Origin of the sequence: Nocardioides daedukensis, from assembly GCF_013408415.1 — a bacterium.
GTDB lineage: Bacteria > Actinomycetota > Actinomycetes > Propionibacteriales > Nocardioidaceae > Nocardioides > Nocardioides daedukensis.
Genome location: NZ_JACCAA010000001.1, coordinates 2,398,224 through 2,411,049, shown reverse-complemented (window position 1 = coordinate 2,411,049; position 12,826 = coordinate 2,398,224). Strand labels below are relative to the sequence as shown.

The window sequence follows — 12,826 nt, the reverse complement described above, 5'->3', positions numbered from 1 at the left end:
CAGGGTTCACGAGATCATCCGCTGCGCGACGCCGACCTGCCGGTCCGCGATCCGCTCGGCATACTGCCGCGGCGTGATCTGGTTGTGGTCGTGGAAGGGCAGATGCTCGGCGAGGTCGTCGAAGGTGACCAGCTCGACGCTCGGCCCGTCCTGGTCGGTCAGTGGGCGCTCGACGCGCTGCCAGCGCATCATGGCGGTGCCGGTCCGGTGGTCGGTCGTGTCCAGCCAGTTCACGATCCCCGGGTTCCGCGTCGAGATGACATAGCGGAACATGCCGTCCGGGTCGGCCTGCGACTGAGCCGCGGTCAGCGAGGACTGGCGGTGCTCATAGTCGGTGGAGACATACCACTTCGAGCCGATCTGGATCGCCTGATAACCGGCCGCCTCGCAGACCGGGACCGTGACGACCAGCGCCTGGTCGTCGGTGAGGTCGTAGTGGCCCAGTGATGAGTACTGGCTGGCCAGGCCGCCCGGCGTCGACCTCGGCGTGCTGAAGGTGTTCACCGGCTGGGTGTAGGTGAACCACTTCGGGAACTCGAACCAGGTCCTGATCCGACCGGTGAGCGCCTTCGCCGCGACGTCGTACCGCTTCGCGACGCTTGTCCGCGAGAGCGCGGCACGGGGAATGCCGGCGGTGTCCAGCCGCTGGATCCGGATCGTGCCGCGCCGCTCCTCCACCCAGTCGCTGTAGACCTCGCGGATGATCAGGTTGGTCCCCTTGCTCAGACCGATCTCCGGGCCGAAGCGCCAGGAGAAGCTGCCGTCGTCGGCGATGTCGAGCTCACGGTCGTCGAAGGCCGCCAACGTCGTCGGCGTCTCGGAGGCGGTGTAGTTGCCGTCCATCAGCTGGAAGGAGAGGTCTGCCGTGGTCCCCCGCACCCCGGAGACCTCATAGGTCCCGTCGGCGTCGAGATAGGCGTTGAAGTAGATCGCGTCGGGGTTGTCGAGACCCTGGCGGGAGTATTGGTGGGTCCCGTTCATCAGCACGGGGTGGACCAGGTCATAGTCGAACGCCGCCTGCAGGGAGGCACGGATGCTGCCGGCCAGATAGTCGTAGCCCTCGGCGCGCTCCTGCTCGGTGATGTCGAACGGCGGGTTCGCGATGAGTGACTCGGCCTCGGCGATCGCGTCGCGGAGGCTGCGGGTCCAGTCGTCGGTCATGGTCGTCTCCTTCAGTCGGTCGGGTGGGATGCCAGGAAGGCGAGGATCGGGTCGGCGAGCTCGGGTCGGCACACGACCAGGTCGGGCAGCATCACGTCGGCCTGGTTGTAGAGCAGGGGCGAGCCGTCGATCCGGCTGGCGTGCAGCCCCGCGCTGCGGGCGACCGCGACCGGGGCCGCGGAGTCCCACTCGAACTGGCCGCCGGCGTGCACGTAGGCGTCCGTGAGGCCCCGTGCCACCGAGACGACCTTTGCCCCGGCCGAGCCCATCGGCACCAGCAGGGCACCGAGTTCTTGGGCCAGCGTGTCGATGAACGCCGGGGGCCGGGTGCGCGAGACCGCGATCCGCGGCTGGAGCGCCGTGGACACCGGGACGACGGGTGGCTCGCCGGTGTGGAAGGTCTGGCCCAGGCCGGGCTGTGCCACGGCTCCCGCGACGAGCTCCCCGTCCTGCCACAGGGCGACGTGGACGGCCCAGTCGTCGCGCGGCGGCTCGGAGAACTCCCTCGTGCCGTCGACCGGATCGATGATCCAGACCCTGCTGGAGGTGAGTCGTGAGTGGAGGCTCCTCGTCCCCCGGTGCTCCTCCTCGGAGAGCACGGAGTCATCGGGTGCGTGAGTGGCGAGGAGCTCCATCAGCAGCTCGTGCGAGGCCAGGTCACCGGCGTCCTTGAGCTCAGTGCCCTCGAGGCCCGAGCCACGGAGCTCGAGGAGCGCCTCGCCGGCCACGGTCGCCGCCCACGCCGCGAACGCGTGATCGTCGGCCAGCGCCCCGGCCGGCGGGACCGGAGCGCCCTTCCTCGGCTGCGTCTCAGACCTCATGGACGACCGCCACGAGCCGACGGGCCAGCTCCTCCACCGATCCGTCGCCGGCCGGGAGCCGCACCTCGGGGTTCGCCGGGACGTTGTACGGCGCGTCCACCCCGGTGAAGTCGGTGATCTCGCCGGCGCGGGCGCGGGCATGGAGTCCCTTGGGATCGCGGCGTTCGCAGACCTCGAGCGGGGTGTCGACGAAGACCTCCACGAAGCGGAGTCCTGCCGCCTCGTGGGCCCGGCGCACCCGCTCCCGGGCGGCACCGTCGGGCGAGACGAGCGCGACGATGGCCACCTGTCCGGAGTCGGCCAGGATCCTGGCCACCTCGCCCGTACGACGTACGTTCTCGGCGCGGTCGGCGACCGAGAACCCCAGGTCGGCGTTGAGGCCGTGCCTCAGGTTGTCACCGTCGAGGAGGTAGGCCGCCCGACCGCGCTTGGTCAGGAGCCGCTCGGTCTCGACCGCGATCGTGGACTTCCCGGATCCGGAGAGACCGGTGAGCCACAGTGTCATCCCCGCCCCGGTCGACGGCGCCGGCCGGTCTCCACGCTCGACCGCCCCGTCCTGCCAGACGATGTTGTCGTCCTGCAGCGTGGGGCCGGTGATCATCCCCGCTGCGACGGTGCTGTTCGTGGTCTCGTCGATCAGGATGAAGGAGCCGGTCTCCCTGCTGCGGCGGTAGGAGTCGAAGAGCAGCGGCTGCTGGGTGCGCAGCGTGATGCGGCCGATCTCGTTGAGCCCGAGAGAGTCGGCGGCGGTGTCCCGGTGCAGCGTGTTGACGTCGAGGCGATAGTCCACCGTCTCGACCGTCGCGCGGGTCGACCGGGTCGTGTGCTGGAGCGTGTAGCGGCGCGAGGGGTCGAGGGTCGACTCCTCGGTGAGCCAGCAGACCATCGCGTCGATGTCCTGCCCGACGAAGGGCCGGTTCTGCGGGCGGCAGATCAGGTCGCCGCGCGAGATGTCGATGTCGTCGGCGAGCTCGACCGTGACGGCCTGGCCGGCGAACGCCTGGTCCAGCGCCGTGCCGCCGGGCCCCCAGACCGCGGAGACCGTGGTGGTGCGGCCCACCGGCAGCACCGTCACCTCGTCGCCCACCGTGATCACGCCGCCGGCCAGCGTGCCGGCATAGCCACGGAAGTCGTGCAGCGTGGTGTCGCGCGACTGGTGCGGGCGGATGACGCACTGCACGGGAAGGCGTACGTCGATGAGGTTGCGGTCGGAGGCGATGTGCAGGTTCTCGAGCTGGTCGAGGAGCGGCGCGGCGGCGTACCAGGGCATCGCCTCGCTGCGGGTGACCACGTTGTCGCCCGTGAGTGCGCTGATCGGGATGAAGGACAGGTCGCCGACCTCCAGCTTGGCCGCGAACTGCTCGAACTCGGTCCGGATCCCCTCATAGACCTCCTGGGAGAAGTCGACGAGGTCCATCTTGTTGATGCAGACCACCAGGTGCGGGATCGCCAGCAGGGTGGCCAGGAAGGCATGTCGACGGGACTGCTCGATCACGCCGTGCCGGGCGTCGATCAGGATGATCGCCACGTCGGCCGTCGAGGCACCGGTGACCATGTTGCGGGTGTACTGCAGGTGCCCCGGGGTGTCGGCGATGATGAACTTGCGCCGGGGAGTCGCGAAGTAGCGGTAGGCCACGTCGATTGTGATCCCCTGCTCCCGCTCGGCGCGCAGGCCGTCGGTGAGCAGGGCGAGGTCGGGTTGGTCGGACCCGCGGGCCCTGCTCGAGACGGTGACCGCTTCCAGCTGGTCGGAGAAGATCGCCTTCGAGTCATGGAGGAGCCGCCCGATCAGGGTGGACTTCCCGTCGTCGACGGAGCCGGCGGTGGCAATGCGCAGGAGCTTGCTCATCAGAAATAGCCTTCCTTCTTGCGGTCTTCCATGCCGGCCTCGGAGACCCGGTCGTCCGCCCTGGTGGCGCCGCGCTCGGTCACCCGGGCGGCGGCGACCTCGGCGACCACGTCGGCGGGCGTGGCGGCATCGGACTCGACGCACCCGGTGCACGTGGCGTCGCCGACGGTGCGGAAGCGGGTCATCGCCTCGAACGGGACCTCGCCGGGCAGCGGCTCGACGAACCGGTTGACCTCGAGCAACATCCCGTCGCGCTCGACGACGGTGCGCTTGCGGGCGTAGTACATCTGCGGGAGCTCGATGCCCTCCCGCTCGATGTAGGACCAGATGTCCAGCTCGGTCCAGTTGGAGAGCGGGAAGACCCGGATGTTCTCGCCCTTGCGGTGGCGGCCGTTGTAGAGGCTCCACAGCTCGGGTCGCTGATTGCGCGGATCCCACTGGCCGAACTCGTCACGGAACGAGAAGACCCGCTCCTTGGCCCGGGCCTTCTCCTCGTCCCGGCGGGCGCCGCCGAAGACGGCACCGAAGCCGTTCTCCACGATGCCGCGCAGGAGGGTGGCCGTCTGGAGGCGGTTGCGGGGGGCGCCGGCGTGGTCCTCGTGGGAGCGCCCGGCGTCGATGTCGTCCTGGACGCTGGCGACGATGAGCCGCAGCCCGTGCTGCTCGACCGTGCGGTCGCGGAAGTCGAGGACCTCGTCGAAGTTCTGGCCGGTGTCGACGTGCATCACCGGGAACGGCATCTGGGCGGGCCAGAACGCCTTCATGGCCAGGTGCAGCATGACCACGGAGTCCTTGCCGCCGGAGAACAGCAGACCGGGCTTCTCCTCGGTCGCTGCCACCTCGCGGAAGATCTGCACCGATTCGGACTCCAGGCGGTCCAGGTGCGTCTGCTCGTAGACGACTGTCATGGGGGCTCCTTCACGTCATATTCGTGTCAGAAGACTGACATGAATATGACGTGAAGGTCCAGAGTGTCCCAATCAGCGGTCGTCGGGATCTCCCGGCCGTCGTCGACTCACCAGTGCCTCGAGGGCCCAGGTGACTGCCTCGACCGCATCCTCGGTGGACAGCTGCCAGCCGACCGCGAGCCGCTCATAGGTCTCGTTGCTCCACAGCACGTCCAGCAGCGCGGCGAGCCGGACGTCGCCCTCGGTGGCACGGAGCAGCGCCTGCATGCGCTCCCGGTTCATCGCGATGGCCGCCGCGGAGGGCAGCGCGCGCGTGCTGAGCTCCGGGGTGAAGGTGCTCAACGAGGTGAACAGGCGCCGGCTGACCTCGACGACGTCCTCGAGTGCGAGGTCGTCATAGGAGATCGCGGCGTGTTCGTTGATGCGGAGGAGCATCGCGTCGTGCAGGTCGCGCTGGGTCGGGAAGTGCCGATAGACGGTGCGCTCACTCACCTCGGCCGCGTCGGCGACGGCCTTGAAGGTGATGTCGGCCCAGTTCCACCCGGCGCGGGCGCGGGCGAGCCCCAGCGCCGCCTCGAGGATCCGGTCACGGCCCTGCTGCTGGCGACGCGAGCTGTCGTAGTTCCGAGCGTTCGCCGTCATGGCGCGACCCTAGGGCATGTCCGCGGATCAGTGGTGGCTCTGACCGCACGTGACGTCGAGGCACTGGCCGGTGATCCCGCTGGCGAAGTCCGAGGCGAGGAAGACGGCAGCGTCGGCGATCTCGTCGGGGGTGGGGAGCCGGTTCGAGTCGGTCTGCCGGGCGATCTCGGCGTACGACTCCTCCACGGACTTGCCACCTCGCGCTTCACGCCGCTCGAAGGAGCCCCGCAGCTTCTGTCCCCAGATGTAGCCGGGTGCCACGGAGTTGACCCGCACGCCCTGGGGCCCGAGCTCCACCGACAGGCTCCGCGCGGCCGCCAGCAGCGCCGCCTTGTCCATCCGGTAGGGCCCGAATCCGGGGAGGCGGTTGCGCAGGACGATGGAGTTGATCAGCACCACGGCTCCGTTGTTGGCGATCAGGCTCGGTGCCAGTTCCTGGACGAGCCCCACGGAGGCCAGGACGTTCACGTCGGTCATGCGCCGCATCTCGTCGAGGTCGGCGTCCAGCAGCTTGGCGCTCGGCGGATGGATGAACGCCGCGTTGATCAGGGCGTCGACGCGGCCGAAGGCGCTCAGGGCCTGGTCGGCGAGCGCGCGACGCGCCGCTGCATCGGTGACGTCCGTGGGCACGGAGAGCGCCCGCCTCCCCAGCGCCTGCACCTCCTTCTCCACCTCGGCCAGGCGCTCGCCGTCCCGGGCCGCGAGCACCACGTCGGCGCCGGCCTGCGCCGAGCGCAGAGCGAGTGAGCGCCCGAGGTCCGGACCGACGCCGCAGACCATCACGACCTTGTCGGGCAGGAGCGCCGGGAGAGCTGCCCGCGCAGTGATTCCGAGCTGCTGTGCAGTGGTCATCCTGGACTCCTCGAGGGTGCGTCGGTGCGGTCCCGAGGCAACCTAGGGGGCGCTGCCGGAACACCGATCCGCACGTCCTGCTGACCGAGAGCCCGGGTCAGGCGAGTGCCGCGACCGTGACGATCGTGATCAGGGCGACGACAAGCAGGCCGATCGCGAACCCGCCGACCAGGAGGGCTGGATAGCCGACGCGGCGCGCTGGTGCGCCCTCGTGCCGCAGCGCGGCGAGGAACTGATGACCTCCCTGCCGGGAGAACGCGGCGGCGTCGGCGGCGAGGTTGCCGCCGCGCGCCACGGTGCTGCCACCTCGTACGACGTGGGCGCCGGCGAGGCCTGCCACGGCTCCGGCAGCCCCGAGTGCCGCGCCGATGATGGGCCCGTGCGGACGAGCCAGCACGGAGTACGCCGTGCTGCCCACCGTCACGGTGATCCGCTGCGCCGCCGACGACACCCGGGCGTGCTGGACGGGAACCCGGAAGACGTCGACGAAGCCCGTGGGGCTCTGACCGGCGATCAGCAGTGCGACCTGGCCGTTCCCGGCGACCAGCCGGGCCGGCACGGACCCGTCGGGCGTCATCCAGAAGCCGTCGAAGGTGCTCACGGTGCTCATCTCCTCACAGTCGGCGGTCAGCGGGTGGCGTAGTGCCCGACGAGGGCGTCGGCCATCCAGCGCTCGTCCTCGGAGCGCAGTGCGTTGCCGGTGAACTGTGCGTCGTCGATCATCAGGTAGGTCTCACCCGACCGGGCGGTCCACCGCCCGCCCGGGTCGTTCCACGTCACGTCCACGGCACGCCACCTGTTCCCGATCTTCACCTTGTTCCACGCGTGACCGCCGCCGTCGGCGAGATCGCCGGTAACGACGACCGACTCGACGCCGGCCTCCTCGGCGACGACGTGGAAGGCGTAGGCATAGCTCATGCACACGCCCGAGCCGTCGACGAGGATGCCGTCCGGCTCCCAGGCATAGCGGTATCGATCCGGGATGTCGGATCGATAACCCGTCGTCGCCGAGGCCAGCGCCTTGTCGTCATAGTCGGCGTTGTCCACGAAGTGGCGATTGATGGCACCCACCTTGTCGGACGCGCTCATCCCCGGCTTGATGACCCGCGCCACCAGGGCCTCAGCGGCGTCGGCGAGCCGCTTCTGACGCGTCTGCTTCTCCGCCTTCGAATAGGCCGGTTCGACATGGATGACACTGCCGGCGATGGCGAACTGGTCGAAGTAGGCGAAGGCATAAGGGTTCTGATAGACGGCCTCGTCCAGGGCGTCCTTGATGCTCGGCAGACCCGGCTCGTCGTCGAAGTCGGAGACATCGATCGCGGTGGAGCCCGCGACCAGCTGGCTGGCGATGAAGATCGTCAGGTCGTTGCTGCCGAAGATCGGATAGTCGGGTGCGGGGAGCTCGGGGCTCGGCTTCTCGGGGTTGCTGACGTCGATCAGGATGCGCGTGTCCAGCAGGCCGGAGTGCGGATAGTCGCGCTGGGCGCGAGCATTGAACGTCTTGACGGCCGCGTCGATGTCCTTGACCGCTGCTGCCGGAATGCGGACCGTGTCCACCAGTCGCGTGCCCCGGCCACGGAGCGGGACCTCCCACGTGCTGCCGCTGCGGCCCACTTCCTTGCGGTCGATGAAGGCGCCGGTCGCGCGGGTCGACCCGTCGATGGAGACGAACAGGAATCGGCTCGGCAGGGCGGCCAGCCCGCGATCCGCGACGTCGGCCCCCGCGTCCCACTTCCGGTCGGACCGCACCGGGAGGGTCTCGAGACCCGTGAAGTCGATCGGTGCCATGACCGATGCCTCTCGGTCCACCACGGCGACGACTCCCAGCCGAGCATCAATCGACTCGGCGACCAGGCCGGGAAGCGATGTCATCGTGGAGGCGTTGATCGTGGTGAGGGTCATCGAGGTGTTCTGGGTGCACGTCGACTGCAGGCACCGTTCCGTCTCGACGGAGGACCACGTGGGCTCCGACGTTCGCCCGATCACCTGCACGGTGACACTTCCGCTGCTGCGTCGCTGTTGCAGGACCACCAGATATTCGCTGGCGCCCTCGACCGGGCTCCACTCCAGGAGCGCATCACCGTCCGGAGTCATGCCCGAGGAGACCTGTGCCGGCGAAGGTGTCTCGGACTGGAAGTTGACCTCGGTGACCAGCGGGCGGTCACGCTCGGCGCCGTCCGGGGTGAGGTATTGGACGACGTAGACGTTGGGGTTGATGTTCCAGTAGGTCCCGAGGTCGGCCATCGTGCCCTTGGCTTGGCCGTCCTTGCGGACGATGTGCGTACGTCGTAGCCGCATCGCGTCGATGACCAGGTGCGGATCCGACGTGGGTGAGGCCGCATCCGGCAGGATCGAGATCGGCACGGGCTTGGTCAGCTGGGCGTCTGCGTAGACCTCGATCTTGCCCTCGGCTCCGCGCCACGGATCCGACACGTCAGCGTCATAGGTGGCCGCAATCGCCAGGTCTGCATCGACCCCGACATCGGTCACAGCGGCGGAGTAGTCATAGCCGGGCACCGCGTTGTCGACCTTCGCGGTGGTGGGGAGCTCTCGGCGCGTCTCCGCGAGAAGGCGTTCGCGCAGGGCCTCCGACTTCGAGCTTCGATCTCCCGACGAGTCGCCCCGGTCCCACACCAGAACGGCCGTGACACCGACCACGAGGATCAGTGCCAGCGCGGCGGACCCGAGCACCGCCAGCCAGGGGAACGTACGTCGGGCGGGCGGCGGCGACCAGGAGGGCGGCGGGGGGTAGTTGGGCAGGGGATACTGCGGCCCCGACATCAGTTGTCACCCATCGGGCTCGGGGTCACCAGAGGTCGAGCGGTGATCGAGGGGGCCGGTCCGTCCTCGGCCTGAGGCAGGAATTCCCGGCACGCTTCGCGAACCGCAGCCTGGGTTCGGGGAATGTCGGCCTGCTGGGCCTGAAGCTCCGCGGGGATCGTGGTCTCGGGTGTCTCGCCGCGGCTGAGGGCGTCCTCCATGGACTGCTTCCACTCGCCGATCGCACGGTAGTAGTCAACGACCACCGTGGCCTCCTCGCTCACCAACGACTCGATCTCCTCGTCGGTGATGTCCTCCAGCACGGTGTCGTACATCTCCTGGAGGCGGTCGGGATCGAACTCGGTGGCCGACCACATCTCGGAGCTCAGCACCACGTCCTGATAGGTCGCGCACGACTGCCCGCGCGGGCCGTCGTCCGCCTTGTCCTCGGAGTCCCCACCTCCACGGACGAGCAGGGCGACGATGCCGATCACGGCGACGACCAGCACCAGTCCGGCCGCGAGCCAGATCAGCGTGCGGCCCGAGCCCTTGCGCGGCGGCGGGTAGTGCCCCGCAGGGGGATAGCCGAACTGCCCCGGAGGCGGGAATCCGCCCTGTCCCGCAGGCGGGAAACCGCCCTGGCCGGAGGGTGGCGTACCCGGGTGGGGATCGTTCATTTTTCGAATCCTGTCGAGTGGCAAGCACACTCACGAGCTTGCATCAGCCAGACTTTCCGGCACTGGATCTATATCACCGCGCAGGACGCCACAAACTGCGCCCACCCGATCCGGTCGAAAATGCGTGAAGGCCCCGGCCGAAGCCGGGGCCTTCTGCTCAACGTGCGCGAGGGGGGAGTTGAACCCCCACGTCCTTTCGGACACACGGACCTGAACCGTGCGCGTCTGCCTATTCCGCCACTCGCGCGAGAAGCGGGCCAAGGTTATCCCAGCAAGACCGAATCGCCCAAACCGCGGTCCTCTTGCGCACTGTCACGACCCCCCGCCCGATACGATCACCGAAGCCGTCAGACTCAGACGGCTCTGTTTGCTGCTGTGGAACAGGCACGATTGACTCGCAGAACCGAGAAGGAAGGAGGCACCGAAGTGGCCGGCGGACTGCAACGTTTCGAGAACAAGCTGGAGCAGATGATCTCCGGTGCCTTCGCGCGCGCCTTCCGCAGCGCCGTACAACCCGTCGAGATCTCCGCGGCCCTGCAGCGCGAGGTCGACAACAACGCGCAGATCCTCAGCCGCGACCGCCGCCTGGTGCCCAACTCGTTCCACGTCGAGCTCAGCCCCGGCGACCTCGAACGCCTCTCCGGCTATGACTCCACGCTCGAGGGCGAACTGACCAACGCGCTGCGCGACCACGCCGACGAGCAGTCCTACGTCTTCCCCGGCCCGGTGCAGATCGAGTTCGCCCAGGCCGACGACCTCACCACCGGCCGGTTCCGGGTCCGCTCGGCCGCCCGCGCCAAGGTCACCACGAACGCCACCGACACCCAGGTCGGCCGCGCCACCGTCGTGCTCGAGGTCAACGGCGTACGCCACCCGCTCAACCCGCCCGGCCTGATCGTCGGACGAGGCACGGATGCCGGCCTGCGGATCAACGATCCCGGCATCAGCCGAAGCCACGTCGAGTTCCAGGTGCGCGGCGGCCAGAGTGACCCCGAGATCTCGGTGCGCGACCTCGGCTCGACCAACGGCATGCTCGTCGACGGTCACAAGGTCCCGGACTCCCGGCTCTACAACGGGTCCACCGTGAAGATCGGCAACACCACCCTGACCGTGCGCGTGGTGGAGGAGTCCTGAGTGAGTGAGCTGACCCTGTTCCTGATCCGGTTCGCCTATCTGGCGATCCTGTGGATCTTCGTGCTCTCCGCGATCAGCGTGATCCGCACCGACATGTTCGGCGCCCGCCTCCCCGCCCAGCAGTCCCGACCCGCCTCGAGGGGACAGAAGCCGGCCAAGCCGCCGACCCGCCGCCGCGGCTCCCCCACGCACGTCCTGGTCGTCGACGGCCCCAACGTCGGCGAACGTGCCGACCTGGCCCAGGCACCGGTCCTGATCGGTCGGGGCTCGGACGCCGCGATCCGACTCGACGACGACTACGTCTCCACCCGCCATGCCCGCATCGCCGCCTCCGGTGAGCAGTGGTTCGTCGAGGACCTCGGCTCCACCAACGGCACCTATGTCGGCCAGGCACGGATCAGCCAGCCCACCACGCTCGCTCTCGGGACCCAGGTCCGGATCGGGAAGACCGTCCTCGAGCTGAGGAAGTGACGATGTCCGACCCCGACACACCGACGACGGCCGGCACTCCCGAGGAGCAGGACACGCGCCTGCTCCTCGACTTCGCCGCCCTCTCCGACGTCGGACGCGTCCGCAAGGACAACCAGGACAGCGGGTACGCCGGTCCGTGGTTGCTGACGGTCTGCGACGGCGTCGGTGGCGCCGCGCGCGGTGACATCGCCAGCGGCACCGCCGTCCAGCAGCTGCGCAAGCTCGACGAGGCGCCCCAGGACGACATGCTCTCCTTGGTCGCCGGCGCCCTGCACCGCGCCCACGACCGGATCGGTGAGCTGGTCGAGGACGACCCGAGCCTCAACGGCACCAGCACCACGGCCACCGTCGCGCTCTTCGACGGCCGCCAGCTGGCCATCGGCCACGTCGGCGACAGCCGTGCCTACCTCTTCCGCGACGGCACGATCAGCCAGCTCACCAAGGACCACACCTTCGTGCAGTCGCTGATCGACGAGGGCCGGATCACCGAGGAGGAGGCGCGCACCCACCCGCACCGCAACCTGATCCTCAAGGCGCTCGACGCGGTCCACGACACCGAGCCCGACCTGTTCTACGTCGACCTGGCCGAGGGCGACCGCGTCTTCCTGTGCAGTGACGGCGCCTGTGGCGTCCTCGACGACGCCCACATCGCCGACATCCTCTCCACCGGCACCCCCGACTTCGCCGTGGTCGAGCTCGTCCGGGCCAGCCTCGAGGCCGGCAGCAGCGACAACGTGACCTGCATCGTCGCCGACGTACACACCGAGCTCGACGAGGCCCCGGCCCCGATGCTCGTGGGTGCCGCGGCCGACCTGCCCCGCAAGAGCGCAGGTGGCGGCTGGAGCACGATGAGCGGCCGGTTCCGCGGGCACCGCTCCGGCGACACCGGTGAGATCGAGCCGGTCCCGGCCGACCTGGGCCCCGACGTGCCCTACGCGATCCCCACCGACCCGATCGACCCCGAGGTCGCTCGCTACGCCCCGCGCCCACCCGGGCGACTGTCCTGGTTGCGCATCCTCGGCGTGCTGCTGATCCTGATCGGCCTGGTGGTCGGGCTGTTGGGGTTGGGCTACAGCTGGACCCAGCGGCAATACTTCGTCGCCGAGCACGACGGACACGTGGCGATCTTCCGCGGCGTCGACGCCAGCCTGCCCGGCATCACCCTGAACCGCGCGCACGAGGTCTCCGACGTCGATCTGGACCGGCTGTCGAACTATGACGCCAACATGATCCGCGAGGGCATCGGCTCGGACAGCCTGGAGGACGCGCGTCGTACGGTCCGCAACTATCGCGGCCAGATGACCGATTGCACGGACGAGCCGGCACCCGAACCCAGTGAGTCGACCAGCCCGTCCGCCAGCGGATCGGCCGGATCCGGCGCGACCGGCAGCACCGAGGGACCGGCCGGTGGTGGCGCCGCCCTGCCGAGCGGGACCGCCTCACCCAGCGCGAGCCCGAGCCAGGGCGGATCGGCCGAGGACGCGCCGTCGCCGGACGCCAAGGTGAGCGCCTCACCGAGCGCCGAACCCGACCCGGACTGCGACTGAGGCG

12 protein-coding genes and 1 tRNA gene are annotated in these 12,826 nt (G+C 69.3%); 3 read left to right on the top strand and 10 right to left on the bottom strand.

The window, feature by feature from the left end:
* Positions 1-6 precede the first annotated feature (6 nt).
* From BJ980_RS11945 to BJ980_RS11900, 10 genes are all read right to left on the bottom strand, one after another.
* The gene (locus BJ980_RS11945; RefSeq protein ID WP_179502494.1) at positions 7-1,161 is read right to left on the bottom strand and encodes a hypothetical protein; all 1,155 of its coding nucleotides are present in this window, start codon (positions 1,159-1,161) and stop codon (positions 7-9) included.
* A gap of 11 nt (positions 1,162-1,172) precedes the next feature.
* The gene (locus BJ980_RS11940) at positions 1,173-1,982 is read right to left on the bottom strand and encodes a 3'(2'),5'-bisphosphate nucleotidase CysQ (protein ID WP_179502493.1); all 810 of its coding nucleotides are present in this window, start codon (positions 1,980-1,982) and stop codon (positions 1,173-1,175) included.
* Complete coding sequence (gene cysC, locus BJ980_RS11935) at positions 1,972-3,831, bottom strand: adenylyl-sulfate kinase (RefSeq protein ID WP_179502492.1); 1,860 nt, start codon at positions 3,829-3,831, stop codon at positions 1,972-1,974. The genes BJ980_RS11940 and cysC overlap by 11 nt, the downstream gene beginning before the upstream one ends.
* Positions 3,831-4,739: a sulfate adenylyltransferase subunit CysD gene (gene cysD, locus BJ980_RS11930; RefSeq protein WP_179502491.1), complete on the bottom strand. Its 909-nt coding sequence runs from the start codon at positions 4,737-4,739 to the stop codon at positions 3,831-3,833. The genes cysC and cysD overlap by 1 nt, the downstream gene beginning before the upstream one ends.
* Positions 4,740-4,811: 72 nt before the next feature.
* Positions 4,812-5,381 carry a TetR/AcrR family transcriptional regulator gene (locus tag BJ980_RS11925; RefSeq protein ID WP_179502490.1) on the bottom strand — a complete coding sequence of 190 codons (570 nt, stop codon included), beginning with the start codon at positions 5,379-5,381 and terminating at the stop codon, positions 4,812-4,814.
* Between the two features lie 27 nt (positions 5,382-5,408).
* Positions 5,409-6,233 carry an SDR family oxidoreductase gene (locus BJ980_RS11920; RefSeq protein WP_179502489.1) on the bottom strand — a complete coding sequence of 275 codons (825 nt, stop codon included), beginning with the start codon at positions 6,231-6,233 and terminating at the stop codon, positions 5,409-5,411.
* A 97-nt stretch (positions 6,234-6,330) separates the two neighbouring features.
* Positions 6,331-6,843, bottom strand: coding sequence for a hypothetical protein (locus BJ980_RS11915; RefSeq protein ID WP_179502488.1), 513 nt, complete (start codon positions 6,841-6,843; stop codon positions 6,331-6,333).
* 17 nt (positions 6,844-6,860) lie between these two features.
* Positions 6,861-9,014: a transglutaminase domain-containing protein gene (locus tag BJ980_RS11910; RefSeq protein ID WP_179502487.1), complete on the bottom strand. Its 2,154-nt coding sequence runs from the start codon at positions 9,012-9,014 to the stop codon at positions 6,861-6,863.
* Positions 9,014-9,670, bottom strand: a complete 657-nt coding sequence (locus BJ980_RS11905; RefSeq protein WP_179502486.1) for a hypothetical protein — start codon at positions 9,668-9,670, stop codon at positions 9,014-9,016. The genes BJ980_RS11910 and BJ980_RS11905 overlap by 1 nt, the downstream gene beginning before the upstream one ends.
* Before the next feature lie 163 nt (positions 9,671-9,833).
* Positions 9,834-9,917 (bottom strand) — tRNA-Leu (locus BJ980_RS11900).
* 179 nt (positions 9,918-10,096) lie between these two features.
* On the opposite strand from BJ980_RS11900, the gene BJ980_RS11895 reads away from it, so the two are divergent.
* The 3 genes from BJ980_RS11895 to BJ980_RS11885 are packed head-to-tail and all read left to right on the top strand — an operon-like array spanning position 10,097 to position 12,822.
* Complete coding sequence (locus tag BJ980_RS11895; protein WP_179502485.1) at positions 10,097-10,804, top strand: FhaA domain-containing protein; 708 nt, start codon at positions 10,097-10,099, stop codon at positions 10,802-10,804.
* Positions 10,805-11,275 (top strand): FHA domain-containing protein FhaB/FipA, encoded by a 471-nt coding sequence (locus BJ980_RS11890; protein WP_179502484.1) that lies wholly within the window; start codon positions 10,805-10,807, stop codon positions 11,273-11,275.
* A 2-nt stretch (positions 11,276-11,277) separates the two neighbouring features.
* Complete coding sequence (locus tag BJ980_RS11885; RefSeq protein WP_179502483.1) at positions 11,278-12,822, top strand: PP2C family protein-serine/threonine phosphatase; 1,545 nt, start codon at positions 11,278-11,280, stop codon at positions 12,820-12,822.
* Positions 12,823-12,826 lie beyond the last annotated feature (4 nt).